The sequence below is a fragment of the Methanothrix thermoacetophila PT genome, from assembly GCF_000014945.1.
In the GTDB taxonomy this organism is placed as follows: Archaea; Halobacteriota; Methanosarcinia; order Methanotrichales; family Methanotrichaceae; genus Methanothrix_B; species Methanothrix_B thermoacetophila.
In genome coordinates this window covers 1,265,196-1,286,448 of sequence record NC_008553.1, presented here as the reverse complement: position 1 = coordinate 1,286,448, position 21,253 = coordinate 1,265,196, and the positions used below count along the sequence as shown (strand labels likewise).

Below are 21,253 nucleotides of genomic sequence, written 5' to 3'. Positions count from 1 at the left end.
GGAGGTATGTAAATGGCTGAGACTGCAAAGACTGCTGTTCTGCAGGAGGAGACCAGGATATTCAACACCCCCCAGTGGATCATCGAGTACTCGAACTCCTACCAGTGGATGAAGAAGAAGGGCTTCAAGACAGAGAAGGAGATGCGCGAGTGGTGTGCCCAGAACTACCTCGATTTCTGGGATGAGATGGCCCAGACATACGCGGACTGGTTCAAGCCGTACACCCAGATCCTCGAGTGGAACCCGCCATATGCGAAGTGGTTCCTCGGAGGTAAGTGCAACGTCGCACACAATGCAGTTGACAGGCATGCGAAGTCCTGGCGCAGGAACAAGGTCGCGTACTACTTCGTCGGCGAGCCTGTTGGCGACACAAAGACGATCACATACTACCAGCTCTACCAGGCCGTCAACAAGATGGCAAATGGTCTCAAGAGTCTGGGCGTCAAGAAGGGCGACAGGGTCAGCATATATCTGCCCATGATACCCGAGCTCCCGATCACGATGCTCGCATGTGCGAAGATCGGCGCGATCCACAGTGTTGTCTTCTCGGGATTCAGCGCTGGAGGCCTGCAGAGCAGGGTCACGGATGCAGAGGCTAAGGTCGTCGTGACATCTGATGGCTTCTACAGGCGTGGCAAGCCGCTCCCGCTCAAGCCGAACGTCGATGAGGCAGTCCAGAACGCCCCGAGCGTTGAGAAGGTCGTCGTGGTCAAGAGGGTAGGGCTTGACGTCCCGATGAAAGAGGGCCGCGACATCTGGTACCATGATCTTGTAAAAGATCAGCCAGCCGAGTGCTACACGGAGGAGCTTGATCCAGAGGACAGGCTGTTCATTCTGTACACATCGGGCACAACCGGAAAGCCGAAGGGCATCGAGCATGCACATGGTGGATTCTGTGTCGGTCCTGCATACACAACCGCATGGGCTCTGGACGTCCATGAGGAGGACGTCTACTGGTGTACAGCGGACTGCGGCTGGATCACAGGCCACTCATATGTCGTATACGGCCCGCTCTGCCTTGGCGCGACGAGCATCCTCTACGAGGGCGCCCCTGACTATCCGGACATCGGCAGATGGTGGTCCATCATAGAGGAGTATGGCGTCTCTGTGTTCTACACAGCTCCCACTGCGATTAGGATGTTCATGAAGGCCGGCGATCAGTGGCCGAAGAAGTACAACCTCAAGTCCATCAGGATCCTGGCTTCCGTCGGCGAGCCACTCAACCCCGAGGCGTACGTCTGGTTCAGGAACAACATCGGAGGAGGGCAGGCACCGATCATCGATACATGGTGGCAGACAGAGACAGGATGCCACGTGATCGCTCCGCTCCCGATGACACCTGAGAAGCCTGGCTCCGTGGCGTTCCCGCTGCCTGGATTCAATACAGACATCTACGACGAGGATGGCAACTCCGTGCCACTCGGCTACGGCGGTAATATAGTCCAGAAGACACCCTGGCCGTCGATGCTCCGCGCCTTCTTCAGGGACCCCGAGAGGTACATGAAGGAGTACTGGCAGATGTACTGGGATATCAAGCCCGGCACATACCTGGCAGGCGATAAGGCGACGAGGGACAAGGACGGCTACTGGTGGATCCAGGGCAGGATTGATGATGTGTTGAAGGTAGCGGGCCACAGGATCAGCAACGCCGAGGTCGAGTCAGCTGCGGTCTCGCATCCGGCGGTCGCTGAGGCAGCAGTCATCGGCAAGCCCGACGAGGTCAAGGGCGAGGTCATCGTGGCCTTCATAATACTCAAGGAGGGCGTGCAGGAGAGCGAGGACCTGAAGAAGGACATCGCGAAGCACGTCAGGAGTGTGCTCGGGCCTGTCGCATATCCGGAGATCGTCTACTTCGTCAAGGACGTCCCGAAGACAAGATCCGGAAAGATCATGCGCAGGGTCATAAAGGCCAAGGCCCTGGGCAAGCCGGTCGGCGATATCTCAGCACTCGCGAATCCCGAGTCCGTCGAGAACATCCCGCTCATAGTCTGAGCGCGGAATTTTTATCCATTTTTACATTTTTCAGCGACAGGTGTTGCTTTAACGATTGACGATTTTCCTGCAGTTATCAGTGAAGCTTACAGCTTCCTCGGAGAACCTAAGAGAACGATGCGGACCGAAGACACCTGCTCCAGCATCTCTGCTCACTCATAAAGCTAAGCTCACTCATAAAGCTAAGGTCAGAGATATTATTCATAATGCAGGGGAAGGGATTTTCGCACGTTTTTACTGGTAAATAAAGACGAATGAAATCCAAAATCACGATGAGGAGGAATGATACTGGGCTTTATGCAGCGCTGTACTTCTGCTTTGCCATTGGAGTCACGCAGCCGCCCACTCCGCGGCCACCGCCTCTGCCTGCTCCAGGACGGTGAGCACAGCTTCATCCTGTCTGTCCACCGGATATCCATGCCTCCGGAGTATGCGTTTGACCTTCACGCGGATCTCTGCAGTTGCCTTTGATAATGGCAGACTACCAAAAACCTGGAAGACGCAAAAAGAGTCATCTCATAGGGTTGGTCCAGATTCGCGCACTCCATGAGCTACGCCAGATCATGGATACAACGGTTCCTCGGAGCAATAGGTTATACACAGTGGTTATCCCACATTCCGCATTAACGGAATAACTTTCAGTCACAGTTGATAATAGTAATAGGAGAACATAAATGCAAATCGGCAAGCTTTGTTAAAAATCTTACAGACAATGCAAAATTTTTTATTTATAATTTTATAATTTAGAAAATTACACAATTAATAATTTTATTTTATTACATATGTTTCTTATTAAAAGAATATGCGAAATTTGATGCACATTATGTGATTTTGTTATCCTAGAATTTGAGTATTTTGTAACCAAAAAATTTTCAATTTTGCATAGCCTTACTGCGAAATGTGGGTTTTAAAGCAAGGTTTTTAGGAATCCTCATTTGAATGGTGCCAGGAGGCGATTTACCTCGATGTGGATCGTATTATTGCTCATTTTTGCCACCATGCAGGTGGCAACTGCAATGGAGCCTCAGGCTCTCGGACATGGCAGGATCGATGATGTCTTAAACCTCCAGACCGGGGCGAGGGCCTCGGCCTCCGCGCCCCACATCGGACCAGGGGGGTTTGCTCCTCCGACGACCCCCCAGCCAAAGGCCCTCTCCTCTGCGATGATGGTTGAGGAGTCGGAGAGGCTGCTCGCTGAGTCCAGAGCCCTGTACGAGCAGACGGCACCTCTCTATAACAGGAGCCTTGCACTCATCGATGATATGGAGGACCTGGAGGAGAGGTGCAGGGATTCTGCACTCCTATCTGAGGAGAGCTCCAGGCTTGCCAGGGGCTATATGGAGGAGGCCATGGTGCATTACAACCGGACCAGGCTTCTGGAGGATAGGGCTGAGAGGTTCATGCTCTGGCTCGCCTATCTCTCTGGAGCAGTGGTACACCCCGGCCTGAGGGATCTTGCCAGGGAGATGGAGGCCGAAAGCAGTAGCCAGGGACTGGGGGAGTATGGAGCCAGTCGGTCCTCATGACCAGGACCACTTAGACACGGTGACTGATAGTGAGGCGCAATCCCCGAAGGAGGTCAGACTCCAGCGGCATCCTGAGCATCAGCGCTCAGTGCAGAAGACGTCCTGTGTCGATGTCACATTGTAGTACGTCCTGGCCTGGCCATCTGGGTAGACAACCGTGAACCTGGGGATCCCATATCCGAAGGGGCGGGACTCAAAGAGATATTATCCGCCGTTGTACCTTGCTGCATCGCCGACGAGCAGGGCAGCGCGATTCAGATCTGCCCTGATCAGCCTGACGTCCCTGTATCCACAGAGGATGGAGGCGAGCTCAGGCTCGAGTGACCTGCAGCCCAGGGCCAGGACGTAGAGCCTCGTGAAGGCATCCAGTGAGTAGTTGAGCTCGAAGGTGGCGCTCCCATCCATCAGATGCATCGTCACCTCCTCGACGTGGATGTTCTCTCTGGCACCGCCTCCGTGGGCAGCCAGCAGAATCGCCGCTGACAGAAGAATGAGGGCTCTGTATCGCTTCATCCATCATCCGCTCATCTTGATGATCGATGGAAGGAAGAGTATGAGCGCCATGAGTATGATGAATGCTGCAAACAGGATCTGCTGCTTCCTTTGAGCCGATCTGAACCTGGACTCACAAAGCTCATCGCAGAAGCTCTCCTCCGACCCTATAGCATTCCCGCATACAACGCAATGCCTGTGAGGCGCTATCTCCGCCATCCTATCACTGGACGTATGTTCAGGAGTGAGTAGATAAGCCTTTGCATCCTCCTGCGCCCCAGTCGTGGGGATGATCGTCACTCAGCAACAGCGATGGGGCGCGAGAGGCAGGCCGGGTTGGAGTGCCTTGCTATCCCTCGAGCTCCCTCTTCAGGAACTCCACCACCCTGGGCCACGAGTCCTCTGCAGCCCTTGCAGCTCCTTCAGCTGTTCCGCCCAGCCCCTCCCATACATCGACAGTGGGCAGATAGAACTGGCGCATTGTGGTTGGATAATAGGGATAGGGTATCAGCATGTGCCCGCCCTGATCGTAGGAGAGGAGCTGGTATTGGCGGGGATGATCGTGGGCCCTCAGTCGATCGATGGAAATCTGGGATAGCATATCAGAGGGCCAGACCCCGTCCCCGGGATTGCCTATGAGCAGAAAGGCTGCTTTGGAGTTCTCAACAGGAATTGTGGCCTCATCGATACGGGACCGCTGCATCTCAAGGCTGTAGAGGAAGGATGGCGCATCCAGATAGGGTGTGCCGTTCTTCTGAGCCTCCAGAAACTGCCTCCCCTGCTCCTCACTCATCATCGCCTTCAGATACGGAAACGCCCTGCCCTGGTAGGTCCATGCCGGTGCATCCGGGTTCTCTCCGATGCCAGACCAGATGACTCCGCTCGGTGTGTACCCCACCACAGCTTTGATCTCTGGATATATCGAGGCTGCGAGAAGGGCCAGCTCACCACCACGCGATGCCCCGACGATTCCGATGTGGTCTCTGGCAACCAGAGGCTGCTGATTCAGCCATTCGATGGCCTTTCCCACTGTCTCCACAGGGATGTTCTCAAGGGTCTGCGGCAATCCCGGCGCGCCGAAGTAGGCGAGCGCCAGCGTGGGCATGCGCGTCTTGGAGGCGATCACGCTCGCCCAGCCCTCCTTGTAACCGCCCTCGGAGCCGCCCAGCACTATGATCGCCGGCGTGGGCTCCGTGATCTCTTTTGGTATCAGGAAAACACCCACGATGGGATCTGTCACATTCTCCCTCTCAAGATCGATCTGGGCGATCCGCTGGACCACCCTGCTGTCCACCTCCCGGCCGTCAACATACAACCCCACAGTGAGGTTGTGTATCACCGGGAACGCAGAAACAAATTCTCCTGTCTGATTGACACTCATGGACCAGAAAAGCCCAGCCTGATCGATCCCGTGGTACGAGCCCTCCACCGGCGCGTCACGTGAGGTGTCTATCGTTCCCGCATCGTCCGCCCGGAAAGACGCCTCCGAATACCAGGTGTTTCCTAAGACATCCTGGCCAGAAACACGCAGCGTGGCAATCTGCCCCGCATCAAGCCCGCTCGCCCTTATGCTGACGGGATCGCCTACCAGCACCTGTTGTGGTTCTACCTCAAGCCTCATCCCCTCTCCCTGCCCAGCGCAGCCCTGGATACCAGCAAACAGGCATCCTGTCAGGATTGCCACGGGAAGGACCTTGCCCAAACATATGAAGCACCGTGGAATGGCTCTTCCTTTAGACCGTCTCATTCTCGCCACCTTGGCTGGATATTTTTAATTTCATAGGATATATGGATTCCTATTTACATGCACGTTTAGCTTAAGCTCTTATTTTTGATTACTATTTCGCTCAAAATTTGCTCAAATCGCTTGATTTTACCTTGATTTCACTCTTTTTTCCGTCATTCTTAGATAGCCTCCGCTAGGTTCAAATTATGCCGGCATTTTTCAGCGTGCACAGCTGGTACAGATTATAAGCGAATGCAGTAACGACCATCTTTACGTGGACTCTTTTGACCGTGGTAACAAGAACCCTTCCGGCGTTGAGGGTGTGTCTATCATTCAAATTTATTTTATACTAAATCTTGATAGAATTCTCAATGCATAAGCCAGTACTCTCAGAAGTATCCTTGTAATAGTTGTCTCTTCGAGGAAACATGGTATTCTATCTCCAAACCAATTGGTCAAAGCACCAAAGAATCCTTCACAAACTGATCTGTGTTTGTATATTTCTCTATTAAAGATCCGATCTCTGATTCTGGATCCAAAACCACCGGCACTTATTTTTCTCGGTTTAATAACAGGCATGTAACCTTTATCTACAACATCATTCAAAAATTTCCTGGAATCATATTCACCGTCACCAAATAAATAGCCTGATCCCTCAGGCACTGTTAGTTCCGATTTTATCCTCGTTTCTACAGGGAATATCGTTTCATTTTTCCTGGTTATTGCTTGTATCCCACATTTCGCAGTAAGGCTATGCAAAATTGAAAATTTTTTTGGTTACAAAATACTCAAATTCTAGGATAACAAAATCACATAATGTGCATCAAATTTCGCATATTCTTTTAATAAGAAACATATGTAATAAAATAAAATTATTAATTGTGCAATTTTCTAAATTATAAAATTATAAATAAAAAATTTTGCATTGTCTGTAAGATTTTTAACAAAGCTTGCCGATTTGCATTTATCCTGCATTTCGCATTAACGTTGATTTTCCAAACAATTTCCTGGGATGGGGCGTGTGGCAAACGTTTTAAGCTGCACCAAGGGTTTTGTTCTGAGGAGCAGCTTAGATGGAGACAGACACGCGATCGCTGGATCATTTGGGGATAGTTGCGGCGGTTTTCGACCGGCTTGGCATAGCGGATGTTATAGATTCGCGTATGCCGAAGTTGAGGCAGCACAAGCTGGAACATTCGGTGATTGTTAAGGCGATGGTTCTGAACGGTCTTGGTTTTGTGGGTCAGAGGTTGTACCTGTTTCCGGAGTTCTACGAGAGGCTGCCTGTTGAGAGGCTTCTTGGGGATGGAGTTAACGCATCTGATTTGAACGATGATGCGATAGGCAGGACGCTGGATGCGATTTATGAGCAAGGTGCTACGGATCTTTTCAACGAGATAGCGTTGAAGGTGATGGGAGAGCTCGAGCTTGGAGTCCAGAGGTTGCACGCAGACACCACAAGCTTCAGCGTTCATGGCAGCTATGAGGGTTTCAATGGCGGTAGATCGATTGAGATAACGTTGGGCCATTCGAAGGACAGCCGGATGGATCTGAAACAGTTTGTTCTCAGTCTTGTGACGAACCAGGACGGTATACCGCTTTTTGCAAAAGCGCATTCAGGTAACGCATCCGACAGGAACACGATCATAGAGTCGTTTTTAAAGATCAAATCCGGACTCAACCTTGAAGACTGCGCGTATTACATAGCAGACAGTGCAGTCTACACCGAGCCCAACATCAGGATGCTCGGCAGGGAGATGAAATGGATAACACGTGTCCCGGCCACGATAAAGGAGTGTGAGATGCTTCTTGACAGCGATGTTGAGATGGTTGAGTGTCGCGACGCCAGGTACAGATGCTTCTCGACGACCTCTGATTACGGCGGAGTACAGCAGAAGTGGGTCCTTTACCAGTCAGAACCGATGCGAGATCTCAAGGCAGAGAGGTTCGAGAATCATCTTGAAAAGGACGGGACAAAAGCAAGACGGTCTCTGGCAAAACTGAAACGGCGTGAGTTCGCATGCGAAGCAGACGCACTGAAAGAAACTGAACTGTGGGCCAGAGACCATCCGCTCTACAGGTTCAGCCATATCTCTCTCAAAAAGGTCTGCAAACGAGCAGATAAAAAACGAGGACGACCTAAAAACGGCGAAAAACTCATCGAAATATATTTTATAGACGCGGATATCGAACTCGACCAGGAAAAAGTCGAAAAAACGAAATCCAGGCTCGGAAGGTTTATAATCGCAACTAACGACCTCAATATCGACCCTGATACACTACTCAGCTACTATAAAGGACAGCAAGAGGTAGAACGCGGATTCAGGTTCCTCAAAGACAAAAGCTTCAGAGTCGCAGAGGTCTACCTCAAAAAAGAAGAACGCATCGAAGCTCTCGCCATGATCATGGTCCTCTCACTCATGATCTATTCCGTGGCAGAGTGGCTGATCAGAAAAAGGTTGCAAGAATCAAATCAATCCATACCAAATCAGCTGAAGAAACCCACACAAAAACCAACTCTCAAATGGATCGCGTTCATGTTCCTCGGTGTCACCGAAGTCAACATATGGCTGTGCGGCGAGAAACACCAGAAAATCGCTAACCTCAACGAGAATACTTTGAAAATAATAAAACTGTTTGGACCAGAATGCGAAAAATACTACGGACTGGAGCGTTAATGCGGAATGTGGGATAAAAGCGAACGCTCTTATGTATTCAGCAACTTGATATGCAGGCCGGTTGCTGAATGCGCTCATTCGCTCGCAAGGAGCGCATAGCATGACTGCTGCCTCTAAAGGTAAGTTATCACATGGGCATGAGCGAATTTGGCTCCAAATATGCCAGATAAACAATCAAAGCCAGGTGCTAAGCTGAAGATACGTGTAAATAGGAATCATCTATTGGCTCCAATGACACGCAAGGAGTAGGCCACCAAAAAGTATGGCAAAATAAAAAAATAGCAGATATTATCCATCCCAGTCCATACTTGGTATCTCAGGTCACGTAATAAATCAGGTAAATTCTGGTAACCTTTATGTCGTCTGTATTCCCACTAGCACTACCGCTATCTGTCCTCGTGTGTATCCCAAGAATATTGCCCTGGGTTCTCAGCAAACTCTGCCTAAGAGGGACTATCTGCGTTGCCCAAGAACCTCCAGAAGGAAGAAGCTTTCCTGCATAATATGTCGAACCCCTCGCGACGCTGTAATGGGCATCGTTAATTACACGTCTTTCACTATTAGGTACATTGAGAGTAAAGAAGTTATATTCATCATTAACCTCGTAAGCCATTAACACAAGGAGAACATCTGTGTTAGGTACCCTGTTTGGAAGGTCGAACGGTGAGGTATAATAATTAACCCTTCCAGCATCGTTGCCAACAGCAAGAATCTCTGAACTAAGTGGTATATTCTTGAAGGCAAGGCTTGCGCTATACGCAGACGATACAAACAAAAGACAAATAACCAAACCCATTAAAACTGTTCTACATTTCATAATAAATAACTATGCTAATTAAACATAAAAAGTTTTTGCTTTCGCTCTTATCCATCTGATAACTTGCCCGAAGAAGCACCAGTCACGCTATGCGCTCGTGACGAGCGAATGAGTGCATTCAGCAACCGGCCTGCATATCAAGTTGCTGAATACATAAGAGCGTTTGCACGCTCTTATCCATATGTTAACTTGCCTAATAGAAGCACTGGGCTTGCTATGCATTCCAGGTAAATGAATAAGTGCGTTCAGCAGCCATATTGCACGACCCGCAAGTTGCCAAAGACATAAGAGCGAGAGCAAATTGGTGCGAGGAGCATGCCTTAAAGCCATCTCTTGAGAAAGGATACAACTGCGAGAAAGTACTCCTCACGATAGGGACGTCGAAAACTTTCAAGAGAGATTCGCTCTTTGAGTCTCAACTCAGCTGGTTCTGCGATCTGCTGGAAGCTGTGATCTGCATCAGGGATTATTACCAGTTCCACGTTCTTGTTGCCATGCTCCTTTAAATCCTGCTCTATCATGAAGGCATCCTCAACTGGAACGTTCAGATCGCAAGCTCCATGAATTACAAGCACCGGCTTCTGTATGTATTTAAACTGGTTTTTTGGCGAATATTCAGGTAAATAGCAGATCGGGTCGTGCCGGATCCTCCACGTTTTCCCCTTGTAGTTGAAGAGGTGTTCGACTTCACCCATCATCGCCCTCTCCATAAGCGACTGAAGGTTCAGTCCAATCACCAGACCCAGTATGTCGTTCTCCTCAACCCATCGGAGGTTTTCCGGGCTCTTTGTAGCGTATTCTACCACTCTTTGGTAGTTGAAGATCATCATCTTTGCATAATCTCTGTAAAGACCTCCCTGGAGAATGTATGCTTTCGGCCTGTTCTCCTTTTTAGCCAGTAGACCTGCTGTGTAGACCCCTGCGCTCTGACCCATAACCGCGATTCTTTCAGGGTCCACAAGATCGAGGGAGGAAAGTGCCCGATAGGCAGCCATCGCATCTTCAGCATCCTGAAGATATCCCCCATCAAAGACAGGAGGCTCGCTCTCTCCAATACCCCTTCTGTCCCATGAGAAGGTTGCAAATCCCTCACGTGCTAGCCTCTTTGATATTTCCAGAAAGAAATTCTTCTTAAATACTGGCCTTCCGTCAGGTCTGTTTAGGAGATTCCCGTCCCTGTCCTGCTCAAGTGATCCATGGATCATGAGGACCGCAGGTGCAGGATCTTTAATCCCAGCTGGGTATCTTAGAACTCCAGCAAGCCTAAGACAGCTGCTGTGAAAGGTAACAGGCTTTTCAGCCATCACTTTTTCTCCGGACATGCTAATCCCAACCACTATCTCTTGTCACCATCAGATAGAGAAACATGGGAACCCCTACAAATGAGATGACAATCCCGATGGGTATGATCACCGGCGCCAGGATCGTTCTTCCAACTATATCAGCCCCGATCACAAGGATAGAGCCAACAACACATGATGCCGGAAGGAGAAACCTGTGGTCACTCCCCAGAACCATCCTGCCAACATGTGGTGCGACCAACCCCACAAAACCGATTATCCCCGTGAAGCAGACTATCGCGGCGGTGATAAATGAAGATAATAGGAGGGCCACGTTTCTCACCTGAGCCACATTTATTCCCAGACTCTTAGCAGCCTCATCGCCCCCAGAGAACATTATATTCAGATCCCATGAGAACCGGATGAAAACCGGCATCGACAGGAGAAACGCTCCAGTGATTATTGTCAGTTTGTGCCAGTCAGCACCAGAGAGAGTCCCAAATGTCCAGTTGACCATGGCATTGAGCTGCTGCTCATTTGCGAAGAACTGAAGAATCGCTGTCAACGATCCAAAGAAGTACGTCAGCGCTATACCGGCAAGGACCATGACCTCTGGGGAAGATCTCTTCAGGCGGCTTATAAAAAATACCAGTAAACCACATCCAAGAGCAGATATAAAAGCACTCAGGATTATAATATAGGTTCCGACGCCCACATATCCTATCCCAAACATTATTGCCATCGAGGCACCGAAGGCTGCAGCAGATGATATCCCCACTGTGAACGGACTAACAAGAGGATTTCTTGTCACCGCCTGCATCACAGCCCCTGCTACCCCCAGTCCAGATCCTGCCACTATACCCATAAGAATACGGGGAAGCCGGAGATGCCAGACTATCGATTCCACGAAGGGGTCGCTATCTATGGAAGGGATGCATCTCGATAGTATCGAATGAAAAACCTCGGTCCAGCTTTCTTTGGCACCCCCCGTGCAGGCCGACAAAATCGCAAGAAGCAGCAGAATGGCAAAACTCACAGCAATAAACAGAATCTTCCTTGCAACAAACTCTGAGTAGGCTTGTCTGGCATTAACTCTGTCAGCCTTCGATGTTATCGCTAAAGATGTACTCCTGATTCTGTCTGGAGGTTTCATACGATTTATCAGCTCCCATCATGGTGTCAATCTCGCAGCTGGTCGCATCTGGGGCACATTACAACAGTGGAGGAATAGCTGCAAGACAATCTCCAAAAATCAGGGGGTAGGGTAGAGGTACACACCTCTGTACTCCAATCCCTGGAACCTATTCAGATACTCTCTGTAGAACTCTATCGGATCCAGATCCTGGAACTTCTCAGGATAGAGCACCTTCGCCAGGAAGACTGGCCCGAACTTCTTGCCAGCACCTCCTGTTACGTCAAAGCTTATAACATAGACTTGGCCGTTCTTAACAGCCTTTGTGTTTGCAAGCTCAGGTCGGCTCATTATCTCATCGCGGATGGATTTGAACTGCTCATCACTCTCTGCGTTCCAGCCCAAGGTGGTACCCTTGAATATCACATCAGGGTTCCTTCTGGCAACATCCTCGGGGTCGACCTCGAATGCCAGCTCAGACCTTTCCGGATAAAGATCCTTACCACCAGCAGCGCGGATCATGTTGGGTATTCCACTGCCGTAACCAGCACCCCCATAGGTTAAGTATTTCTTGGCGCCCTCGAAATAAACGGTTTTACGATCTGAGTCAGGTATCGTCGCGACTGTCTGGTTGATAAGGTCGTAATAACTCCTGAAGAAGGACATGTACTCCTCGGCCTCAGACTCCTTTCCAAGCATCCTGCCGAGTGTACTTATCTCATCGAACCATACCTCAGTCCTGTAGAAATCCAGCCCCACAACCTTTATCCCGAATGGCTCCAGCTTCTTCTGCACCTCGTCAGGCTCTGGTGGGTACCCGGCCGACAGGCATATAACAACATCGGGTTTCAGCTCAGCGATCTTCTCATAGTTCGGCTCCTCCTGAGTTCCCACCACGGGAACGTTTGTAAGCTCGGGAAGTGTTCCCTTGTCCACCTCATCTTTGGTGGACTGATCCATGCCCACGATCCTGTCCACCGCCCCCAGAGCTCGCATCTCTTTAGCTGGATTGCTCCAAAGAACCACTACAGACTTCACGGGATATGGAACCACCACCTCTCTTCCAGCGGAATCCACTACAGTTATGACCTCGTCATTACTCGACGCAGGTGCTCCTGTCCCCAGTGCGATCAAAACAACTGCGGTCAAAAAAATGGGGACTATCTGTTTCAATCCGATGAGCAACTTGTACACCTCTTCAAACTTTTTTGCTGTGTTGGATAAGTAGCTTTATATTCATATATTCTCTCTTATTCTTTCAAGAATCTTCGTCATAATGTTATACGCTTAAAATTATAGTATAAAATGTGAACATCCTGCGTACTTCGCGAATCATGCCTTCCTTCGAAGTGGCCCTCACAGTCTCGCCAAATATCCTCTTAATTGCTGAGAATACACTTTCAGCCGCCCACCTTCTTCCATATCCATGCACAATTTTCCAACTGTGGTATCCATACTTCATAAACTCAAGAACTGGTTCGGCTCTGGACGAGCCTGCTTTGACGATAGCATTCTTCCTGATCTTGATTCCAGGCATATCTACGCCCTTCTCTTTCATGAAATCGAATACCCCCTCCTTATCATAAGCTCCATCCATCAGTGAATCTTCAAGCTTAACATCTTCCAGCAGCGGTTTTACCATCTCATGATCAGTGACGGTCTCATCGGTTATCTCGAAGGTTACGGGCTTCCTTGTTTCAACATCTACGGCGATATGCACTTTTATCCAGCCTCTGCGTTCAACACCATGACTTTCTCTCATCCAGTCGCCTCTATTCGTAACCTTCATTCCTGTTGAGTCAACTGCGACCACTAAATCGTTATCAGGTATTGGAATATTCAACTCCAAATTCGTAATCCTCTGCCATAATGTCGAATAATCGGCAGCCAACAGCCCAGGAACAAATCCGCTTAGCGCCTGAATAAATCCTTCGAGCTGCCTGTATGGTAAATGAAGAAAGGCGTATGCTAAACCACAAAATTGAATAAATGTCTCAGGATAGCGATAGGGTCTGCCATTCTTGTTCTTATTCATCTTCAGTAGCTCTTCATCCCAATTATTCACAAAGTCAGTGCTAAGGTAAAACCATCCTCGCCTAACCAATTTCTCATTGTATTCGCGCCAATTGCGGTTATCCTCATAGGCCATGAAATATATTATATATTTTCCTAGTTTAAATAGTTATCCAACACAGCATTTCCAAATGCAAAAAATCGTCAAGGATTTCCTGCTTACTATGATAGGTGTACGCCAAAAGAGATCAAACACATCTGTTTGTCATTAGGTTTTGAAGTAGTTAAGGAAAAATATTACTACATCAGCTCATATTTCTCATTCTTATTCCCTTGTTATATTCTTTGGAGAATATATATGCTTGTATTTCATATTATAGCAAAAGAACAGGCTGCAGAGACCTTTGGGATGGTTCTGCGAAAAGTAAATAGAAAGTAAATTTCAGCGCTCTTATCCATATAATGACTTTCCTGGAAAGACAATGGCCCCGGCATGCGTTCGTGTCGAATGAATGAGTGCTATCACCAACCAGATCGCATGCCCTACAAGTTGCCACGCACATATGAGCGAGAGCGAATTTCAGCACCCAGGAGGTGATGGGAGATCTCAGCCAACTGGCAAAATATATCCTGCTATGCCCTCGTACCTGTATCCGATTGAGTTTGCGAACTGGACCTCTGGGTAGTTGGTTGTGTAGAAGTGATCACCATATCCGTACATGCGATACAGGGGTATGGTTCCATCCTGGTTGGATGGATAAATATATCCTGCTATGCCCTCGTACCTGTATCCGATTGAGTTTGCGAACTGGACCTCTGGGTAGCTGGTTGTGTAGAAGTGATCACCATATCCGTACATGCGATACAGGGGTATGGTTCCATCCTGGTTGGATGGATAAATATATCCTGCTATGCCCTCGTACCTGTATCCGATTGAGTTTGCGAACTGGACCTCTGGGTAGCTGGTTGTGTAGAAGTGATCACCATATCCGTACATGCGATACAGGCCCCCATATGCAGCAACAGGTATTGGAGCGCCATACAACTGCACCGCCCCCGCCCGGTCACCGTTCCCGAGCGTCCTCTGGATGTCGTTATAGGCGTTCATCACCTGGTCGTAGTCGTAGCGTCTCGGGTCGCTCTCTGGGAGCGTGTACAGGTCGCCAAGGCCGATCGTGTGCCCGAGTTCGTGCAGGGCCACAGTCTGCACATCGATGTGATTCACACCATCCGTGGACCAGCTGTACCTTGTGTTGTAGCTCACATCTGACTCCAGCACGCTGTAGTACCCGTCCACCACCGGATTGCCATACCTCGTCCTGGAGTATGCGAGGGCAGATGGCGCATCTTTGAGGTACTTCCAGGCGTGCACATTCACCCCGTCCCATGGGTTGTCGGTGTTGACGGAGCTGGAGATGATCACCGGCGTCCCGTCAGCGAAGAGGTTCTGGCCGACCGCATCATCCCACGTGTTCGCAGCAGCAGCGATGGCTGCCTGCGCCTGCGCGGCTGTGAGACCCTCGCCAGCGAGCTGGTCGTCGTTCTTGAGGTAGAGCTGGATCCTCGGATCCCGCGTGTTCCACCGCCAGCCGATGAGAGCGTAGGACGAGTCAGATCCGCCCTGCATGAGGGTTGCCACATTCTCGCCGAGAGAGCCGCTCTCCGCAGCCACGCCGAATGTGCCCACACCATCATCCAGTGCGCGCAGACCATGCACCGCAAGCCCGCCGCCCTCCTGGTGGACGCGTTCCATATCCGATCCGCTCATCCACTCAGCGCCGTCCACGGAGATGGAACCTCTGACCGCAGCATCCGATCCTGTGGAGAGATCTGCCTCGATGCTGCCGGTGCCCAGGAAGTCACCTGCGACGGTCATGTGCGTGCTATCAGACATCGAGCTGGAGGAGATGCTGCCAGCCGCCCCCTCGATCAGTGTGCTCTGCGAGCTGCTCACCCCACAGCCGGCGGTTGTTGTGCCAAGCTCTGCACTCATAGATCCGTACAGAACAGATGCCATCTGGACAGATCCTGCGCTACCTGTCTGCCCCTCTGACACTGCGCCAACATAGTTTCCCATGCCCGCAACAGCCTGGCCTGATGTGATCTCATCAGCTGCAGCCACGCTCTGTGATGCAGAGAGGTATCCAGCGCTCACAACAGCCCGCTCAAGCGATTCTGAACTCCCCTGCTGGGCCTGGACCTGAACCTGAGCATCTCCGAGACATGATACTGACTGGGAAAGTGCCCCTGAACCGCCTGATGAGAGAGACGAGGAGCCGATGCTCATGGCGCCGACGCTCTCAACTCTGCTCTCAGCTGAGAAGCTGCCGGTCTCACCGGAGCCGCTTATCGTCTGCTCCATCCGGTTCCTCCCTGCTCCCGCGGACGTCATGGTCTTCGAGATGCCACCGCCCATTGTTACCGACTCCTGGAGGCTGGTGGAGGAGTCCAGATCGTATGAGCTAGAGGCTGAGGCGAAGCCGCTTCCTCCACTGGAGCTGTAGCTCACCTGGATCGCCATCGATGAGGAGATCATTAACAAAATCAGCAATGCCCCTGTGAGAGTCAGGAGCAGGAGCCTTATTTTTCCCAAACCATCGGACATGGGTAGCGCCTCCGTACTTGTGTTGTCCGGATCTATGACACAGAAACTTGATCAATAATTTGCATCATATTTGTATTTAGAACTTTTGATCAGTATCTCAAATAGGCACGCGGTATCCGGGTTTTTCACCTTTCTCTGAACTATGATAAATTCGGAATGTACGGTACTTTTTCAGCTGAAAACCTTGAAAACAACACGTGCCCAAACACATCCTCTCAGCGGTTTCTCGGGCACGGAGATCATTCATTGATGGCCCGGCCGGTGATCACGACAGACGCTCCTGGCTGCCGCGAGACCGTGATCGACGGGGAAAATGGATTCCTGGTGCCGCCGCGGGACGTCGGAGCGCTCGCTGAGACGATGGAGCGTTTCGTTCTTGAGCCTGAGCTGATCGGGCGAATGGGCGCGGCGAGCCGTCGAATCGCTGAGGAGCGGTTCGATGTGCGGATCATAAACAAAAGAATGATGGAGGCGATGGGTCTCGGATGAACGAATCAGCAGCGATCCATGACGTTTCTCAGATACCACTCGTTCGCCCTCATCAGATCTTTTGGAGTTCCGACATCGATGTGGATCCCATCGATCTTTCTGTATAAGATACTCCTCCCACGATCGATCATGACCTTCACGGCGTCCGTGAGCTGGATCTCACCCCTGTACCCCGGCTCCGTCTCCCGTATCGCATCGAAGATATCGGGGGAGAATACGTACATCCCGATGGCTCCGAGATTGCTGAACGCCATCTCGGGCGATGGCTTCTCCACGATGTCGACGATACTGTCGCCCTCAGGCTTGATGATGCCGTGTCTCGTGACGTCCTCGACCTCCGCGACGCCCAGAGTTGCATCCGCCCTTCTCTCAAGATGATATGAGATCAGCTCGCTCAGAAACGATTTCGGGTGGAAGAAGTTATCGCCGAGCACGACCGCAAAGCTCTCGTCGATGACGTTCTCAGCAGCGAGAACCGCGTCCCCTAACCCCCTTCGCTCGTCCTGCATGACATAGACGAGATTCACGCCGAACCGCCTGCCTGATCCCAGGTAATCGCAGAGCCCGTGCTTGTGCGGGCTGCATACTATCGCTATATCCTCTATTCCAGAAAGCCTCATCGCTTCAACGACATGCTCTATGACAGCCTTTTCTCCCACCGGCAGAAGCTCCTTCGGTATCGCATTCGTGAACGGCCCGAGGCGCGTGCCGGAGCCTGCCGCAGGTATGACTCCAAGTTTCACCATCCTCCTCTCTCCATCCACAGGATCAGCTGAGGACGAGCTCCTTCAACACCCCCATCTGCTCTCCTCTTGATCATCTGATGCTCACTGCACGTTCTCCTCATAGACTCTAGGGCATCTCTTTATCGCTCTGATCACCAGCAGCTCTCATCTCCTCAATATTAATAATATTCCATAGCAAACCGTTTCTCCGTAGCGTTGCGTCTTGTCGGGTCTGAGTGTTATGAAGAGAAAATATTACTGACAAAATATAAGTCTTACTGGGTGGAGGCCCGCTCCCCCTCCATGAAGAACGCCACTGCACCCAGGTGGTTCTGTGAGGTGGATCGCCGAGGAGAGGTTCGATGCGCTCTCAACTAGACCTGCTCATAGACGAGCTCGAGTTCGGATCCATTCCAGGTGAACCTGGGCACAGAGTATCTTTTCTTCACGCGCTCCCTCAGCGCATGGACCACAAGTGGCACGGTGATCGTGGCATCCGAGAACACCTGTGCCATCCTCGCCTCTTTATCAACCTTCCCCCACGATACGGCCTCGCTGAATGTGCATCCCGAGAGCCCCCCAAAATGCGGCGTGTCCGTGGTGTACTGTATAGCATACGAGTGACCTCCCCGGTATGTTCCCATGAGCTCAGATATGACCTTCGTCTGCTGTATGAAGTTCTTCGGCACGCCGCCGCCGATGAACACCACTCCGGTCTCCGCCGACTTCTCCGATATCTGCGTTATCTCATCCACATCCCTGATCTGGTCCACGATAACCCTGTGACCGTTGCGCCAGGCGATGACCATCCCTATCCCTATGGAGCTGTCAGACAGCGCCGGCACAAATATCGGCACTCCAGCACGGTACGCAGCTCCCAGGATCGTGGTCTCCGGCAGCTCTCTTCCGAGGAGCTCCATTATCTCTCTGGACGAATACATGATGTCGGTCCTGAGGCTCATTACAAGATCTGAGATGTACTTGTCCGCCCTGTGCAGCTCGACCTCAGATACGAATACATCGAAGATCCTGTCGATCTTGCATTCGTTCAGGTGAGCATCATCTGCGCACGAACTCCCCCTGTAGTGCATTATGCCGAGTCCTTCACATAGATCGTGGAAGAGGTTCGCGCCTGTGCTCACCAGACAGTCCACGTATCTTCTGGATATCAGATACGCGATCATCTCCTGGAGCCCCGCGGGGACCATGGCGCCTGCCAGTCCCAGAAATACCGTCACATCCCTGCTCAGCATGTTCTCCCAGACGCGCAGGGACTGGCCAAGCTGCCCTGCCTGAAACCCCATCCGGGCCATATCAGAGACGAGCTCTCCTATGCTTCTGTCGACCATAGGAATCGTCGTTCTCTGCCGCATTTCTGACTCGGGATAGCTCATGGAACAAGGGGAGGTAGCTTAACGTTTTTAAAGGTTGTCTCCCCCTCGAGATGGAACTAGAGGAGGGCACGGAGAGATGGCAGGGGCCACCTAGGAGCTTCAGGTCTCGTATCTGTACTCACGGCACGCATCCAAGAACACGTCCGGGAAGCCCCTGTATGATGCGGAATGGAGATGCGAGTAGCTTGCGATCATCCTCCCGTCTACTATTCCGTCCAGGCCGTTGGATATTCCGGTGCCGCGGTTTAGCTTTATGGCGTACCTCACATCGCCATCGACCACGAGCTCGGAGTGATGAAACTCATGACCCATGAACCCATCACCGCTCCTCCCGATGGATGTGTCGGTGACGAAGGCGCCGTTCACGTAGCTCACGATCCTCCTCCGGCCCCGTCGTGCGAGCGCCGGCACCACCCCCACCATCTGATACCGCGATTCCTCGCCATCGTGAGGCCACTCCAGCTCCCGGCACATGTACATAAGGCCTCCGCACTCCGCGTACAGAGGCATGCCATCCGTTTGGGCATCGCGGATGGAGCTCATCATCGAGCTGTTCCTAGAGAGATCCTCTGCATACAGCTCCGGGTATCCGCCGCCTACGTACAGGCCGTCCACCTCCGGGATCCTGGAGTCGTGGATCGGGCTGAAGGGCACGACCTCAGCGCCCGCAAGCTCGATCAGCTCGAGGTTGTCTCTGTAATAAAAGTTGAACGCCTCATCCTGCGCAACGCCCACCCTGAGGCCGAGACCGCGATCGTTTCTCATGTACAGATCTGGCTCAACTTCCCTGAGATCCTCAGCCTCTTTTGCTATCTCAATCAATCTATTTATGTCAAGACTCAGCTCGACGATCTCTCGTATCCTGGAGACTCTCTCAGCAAATCCATGATGTCTCAGCCTTCCCTCTGTCACAGGGACCAGGCCGAGATGGCGCATCGCGAGGTGCATCTCATCGTTCCTCTGTATCGCACCCACGACAGGAACCCCGGCATAACGCTCGATCTCCCTCGTCGCTTTGTCTGCATGCCTCTCCCCGCCGAGCTTGTTGAGTATGACTCCTCTGATCTGAACATCCCTGTCGTAATCCATGTATCCCCTCACAAGCGCGGCTGCACTTCTCGTTATCGATCTCGCATCCACGACCAGTATCACAGGCGCGCGGAGCATCTTCGCGATCTGCGCTGTTGAACCAGCATCCCCCTCGTATCCTTCGTAGAGGCCGCGAACCCCCTCGATCACGGCGATATCAGCATCTCTGGATGCATGGTTGAATATCTCTAGCACCCTGCTCTCGCTCATCAGGTAACCGTCGAGGTTCCTGCAGAACCTCCCCGTGATCCATGTGTGGTAGCTCGGATCTATGTAGTCCATGGCTACCTTGAAGGCCTGGACATTCAAGTTCATCCGAACAAGTGCTGAAAGCAGCCCTGCCACTATCGTGGTCTTGCCGCTGGAGCTTCTGTCCCCGGCAATTACGATCCTCGGAATGTGCATGCTCTTACCTCCACGAAAGATCGGAAGGGTATTAGCTCCTCCCAAAGGGCGGTTCACATCCTTGTTATCTCACGCAGACTCTCGTCGTCGAGCGGCTCCGGCACCGATGCATCCGTACAGCTCAGAACATGCTCTGCGAGGGCGCGATAAACCCCTGCGATGCTGCTTTCAGGCTCACCCTCGATCACCGTTACAGCTCTCCTCTCGCACCTCTGTACAACGGGATCTTTTGGTATGAACACGACCATCCTGCTACCTATCGCCCTGGCGAAATCATCGACGATCTCCCTCTCCCCCTCAACATCCCTGGAGTTGCAAACGACCCCGGCGAGCCTTGCCCCAAGCCGCTTCAGGCCCCTGCATATGTTGTTGGCAGCGTAAACAGGCATGTACTCCCCAGATGTTATTATGTACGCCTCCGTGACGAGACCCTTTCTTATCGGGGCTGAGAATCCACCACACACGATATCCCCGGGAACGTCATATAGCACGAGGTCTACATCATCCATTATCCTGGAGACCTTTCTAAGGAAATCTATTGCCACTATTATTCCCCTGCCAGCGCATCCGACTCCCGGCTCCGGGCCGCCGACCTCTATGCACCTCACTCCTCTGTATCCTGTGAAGACGACATCCTCCTCACGGATCTCCTTCCCCTCCCGGATCATGTCCATCATCGTGGGAATCCTTCGTCCTATGAGATTTATCGAGGAGTCGCTCTTCGGGTCGCATCCGACGACCAGGACCCTGACCCCGCGTTCGGCGCATGCAGCCGCCACATTTGATGCTATGCAGGACTTTCCAATACCTCCCTTGCCGTAGATGGCAACATGCTTAATAGGTGACATGACAGACTCCGCGTAGCTCATGGAGAAGTAGATATAAGGAGT

Annotated in this window: 18 protein-coding genes and 1 pseudogene; 4 read left to right on the top strand and 15 right to left on the bottom strand. The window is 51.5% G+C overall.

The genetic code is table 11. From position 1 onward, the window contains the following. Positions 1-12: 12 nt before the first annotated feature. Positions 13-1,992, top strand: coding sequence for an acetate--CoA ligase (gene acs, locus MTHE_RS06220; RefSeq protein WP_011696367.1), 1,980 nt, complete (start codon positions 13-15; stop codon positions 1,990-1,992). 330 nt (positions 1,993-2,322) lie between these two features. Here the strand turns inward: acs and MTHE_RS06215 are convergent. Then, a pseudogene (locus MTHE_RS06215) lies at positions 2,323-2,457 on the bottom strand (type I restriction enzyme endonuclease domain-containing protein); the annotation flags it as partial. A 551-nt stretch (positions 2,458-3,008) separates the two neighbouring features. Here MTHE_RS06215 and MTHE_RS06210 point away from each other — a divergent pair. After that, entirely contained in the window at positions 3,009-3,518 is a 510-nt protein-coding gene (locus tag MTHE_RS06210; protein WP_175265869.1) for a hypothetical protein, read from the top strand. Positions 3,519-3,722: 204 nt separating this feature from the next. Here MTHE_RS06210 and MTHE_RS06205 read toward each other — a convergent pair whose 3' ends face one another. The 4 genes from MTHE_RS06205 to MTHE_RS06190 form a co-directional block, all read right to left on the bottom strand. Further along, entirely contained in the window at positions 3,723-4,031 is a 309-nt protein-coding gene (locus tag MTHE_RS06205; protein WP_011696365.1) for a hypothetical protein, read from the bottom strand. 3 nt (positions 4,032-4,034) lie between these two features. After that, a complete protein-coding gene (locus MTHE_RS06200; protein ID WP_175265868.1) occupies positions 4,035-4,229 on the bottom strand; it encodes a DUF2116 family Zn-ribbon domain-containing protein in 195 nt (64 codons plus the stop codon). 130 nt (positions 4,230-4,359) lie between these two features. Beyond that, positions 4,360-5,631 (bottom strand): acyl-CoA thioester hydrolase/BAAT C-terminal domain-containing protein, encoded by a 1,272-nt coding sequence (locus MTHE_RS06195; protein WP_011696363.1) that lies wholly within the window; start codon positions 5,629-5,631, stop codon positions 4,360-4,362. A 444-nt stretch (positions 5,632-6,075) separates the two neighbouring features. Then, positions 6,076-6,495 (bottom strand): transposase, encoded by a 420-nt coding sequence (locus tag MTHE_RS06190; protein WP_175265867.1) that lies wholly within the window; start codon positions 6,493-6,495, stop codon positions 6,076-6,078. 314 nt (positions 6,496-6,809) lie between these two features. On the opposite strand from MTHE_RS06190, the gene MTHE_RS06185 reads away from it, so the two are divergent. Further along, positions 6,810-8,414 carry an IS1634-like element ISMth2 family transposase gene (locus tag MTHE_RS06185; RefSeq protein ID WP_011696362.1) on the top strand — a complete coding sequence of 535 codons (1,605 nt, stop codon included), beginning with the start codon at positions 6,810-6,812 and terminating at the stop codon, positions 8,412-8,414. Positions 8,415-8,730: 316 nt separating this feature from the next. Here the strand turns inward: MTHE_RS06185 and MTHE_RS06180 are convergent, their stop codons facing one another. The 6 genes from MTHE_RS06180 to MTHE_RS06155 form a co-directional block, all read right to left on the bottom strand. After that, positions 8,731-9,231 (bottom strand): hypothetical protein, encoded by a 501-nt coding sequence (locus tag MTHE_RS06180; RefSeq protein ID WP_175265866.1) that lies wholly within the window; start codon positions 9,229-9,231, stop codon positions 8,731-8,733. Between the two features lie 320 nt (positions 9,232-9,551). Continuing rightward, positions 9,552-10,535 carry an alpha/beta hydrolase family protein gene (locus tag MTHE_RS06175; RefSeq protein ID WP_232840834.1) on the bottom strand — a complete coding sequence of 328 codons (984 nt, stop codon included), beginning with the start codon at positions 10,533-10,535 and terminating at the stop codon, positions 9,552-9,554. 19 nt (positions 10,536-10,554) lie between these two features. After that, positions 10,555-11,664: a FecCD family ABC transporter permease gene (locus MTHE_RS06170; protein ID WP_011696360.1), complete on the bottom strand. Its 1,110-nt coding sequence runs from the start codon at positions 11,662-11,664 to the stop codon at positions 10,555-10,557. Between the two features lie 99 nt (positions 11,665-11,763). Next, a complete protein-coding gene (locus MTHE_RS06165; RefSeq protein WP_232840833.1) occupies positions 11,764-12,816 on the bottom strand; it encodes an ABC transporter substrate-binding protein in 1,053 nt (350 codons plus the stop codon). 106 nt (positions 12,817-12,922) lie between these two features. Further along, the gene (locus MTHE_RS06160) at positions 12,923-13,792 is read right to left on the bottom strand and encodes an IS5-like element ISMth3 family transposase (RefSeq protein WP_011695394.1); all 870 of its coding nucleotides are present in this window, start codon (positions 13,790-13,792) and stop codon (positions 12,923-12,925) included. 471 nt (positions 13,793-14,263) lie between these two features. Next, the gene (locus MTHE_RS06155; protein ID WP_175265865.1) at positions 14,264-16,261 is read right to left on the bottom strand and encodes a hypothetical protein; all 1,998 of its coding nucleotides are present in this window, start codon (positions 16,259-16,261) and stop codon (positions 14,264-14,266) included. Positions 16,262-16,510: 249 nt separating this feature from the next. Here MTHE_RS06155 and MTHE_RS06150 point away from each other — a divergent pair, with 249 nt between their 5' ends. After that, a complete protein-coding gene (locus MTHE_RS06150) occupies positions 16,511-16,750 on the top strand; it encodes a glycosyltransferase (RefSeq protein WP_011696357.1) in 240 nt (79 codons plus the stop codon). Between the two features lie 5 nt (positions 16,751-16,755). Here the strand turns inward: MTHE_RS06150 and MTHE_RS06145 are convergent, their stop codons facing one another. The 4 genes from MTHE_RS06145 to cfbC all read right to left on the bottom strand — a co-directional run bounded on the left by MTHE_RS06145 (position 16,756) and on the right by cfbC (position 21,211). Continuing rightward, on the bottom strand, positions 16,756-17,496 hold the full coding sequence (locus MTHE_RS06145) for a sugar phosphate nucleotidyltransferase (protein ID WP_011696356.1): 741 nt from the start codon (positions 17,494-17,496) through the stop codon (positions 16,756-16,758). Between the two features lie 353 nt (positions 17,497-17,849). Continuing rightward, positions 17,850-18,869 (bottom strand): deoxyhypusine synthase, encoded by a 1,020-nt coding sequence (locus MTHE_RS06140; RefSeq protein ID WP_011696355.1) that lies wholly within the window; start codon positions 18,867-18,869, stop codon positions 17,850-17,852. A 99-nt stretch (positions 18,870-18,968) separates the two neighbouring features. After that, on the bottom strand, positions 18,969-20,363 hold the full coding sequence (cfbB, locus tag MTHE_RS06135; protein ID WP_011696354.1) for a Ni-sirohydrochlorin a,c-diamide synthase: 1,395 nt from the start codon (positions 20,361-20,363) through the stop codon (positions 18,969-18,971). A 53-nt stretch (positions 20,364-20,416) separates the two neighbouring features. Next, positions 20,417-21,211 (bottom strand): Ni-sirohydrochlorin a,c-diamide reductive cyclase ATP-dependent reductase subunit, encoded by a 795-nt coding sequence (gene cfbC / locus MTHE_RS06130; protein WP_011696353.1) that lies wholly within the window; start codon positions 21,209-21,211, stop codon positions 20,417-20,419. Between the last annotated feature and the right edge of the window lie 42 nt (positions 21,212-21,253).